Origin of the sequence: Allobosea sp. ASV33 (genome assembly GCF_016428755.1) — a bacterium.
GTDB lineage: Bacteria > Pseudomonadota > Alphaproteobacteria > Rhizobiales > Beijerinckiaceae > Allobosea.
This window is the reverse complement of record NZ_JAELTI010000264.1, coordinates 1-319: the sequence shown is the minus strand read 5'-3', so window position 1 is coordinate 319 and position 319 is coordinate 1. Positions and strand designations below refer to the sequence as shown.

The window sequence follows — 319 nt, the reverse complement described above, 5'->3', positions numbered from 1 at the left end:
CCCCCCCCCCCCCCCCCCCCCCCCCCCCCCCCCCCCCCCCCCCCCCCCCCCCCCCCCCCCCCCCCCCCCCCCCCCCCCCCCCCCCCCCCCCCCCCCCCCCCCCCCCCCCCCCCCCCCCCCATTTTCACGCAGAAGACGGCATACGAGATCGCGCCTAGAGTCTCGTGGGCTCGGAGATGTGTATAAGAGACAGGGTTGACGCTGGCAACCGGGCTCGACGCGCTCTCGCATGCCCTGGAAAGCATCTGGAACGTCAACGGCAACCCGGTCTCGGCGAATTATGCCGTCGAGGCCGCGCGGGAGATCATCGACACCCTGC

General features: G+C 75.2%; 1 protein-coding gene and 1 pseudogene. Both read left to right on the top strand.

Translation table 11 applies throughout. The features are described 5' to 3' along the window. Positions 1–186, top strand: a 186-nt coding sequence (locus tag JHD80_RS27465) for a hypothetical protein (RefSeq protein WP_199093771.1), incomplete at its 5' end; no start/stop codon positions are given. A gap of 9 nt (positions 187–195) precedes the next feature. Further along, a pseudogene (locus tag JHD80_RS27460) lies at positions 196–319 on the top strand (iron-containing alcohol dehydrogenase); the annotation flags it as partial.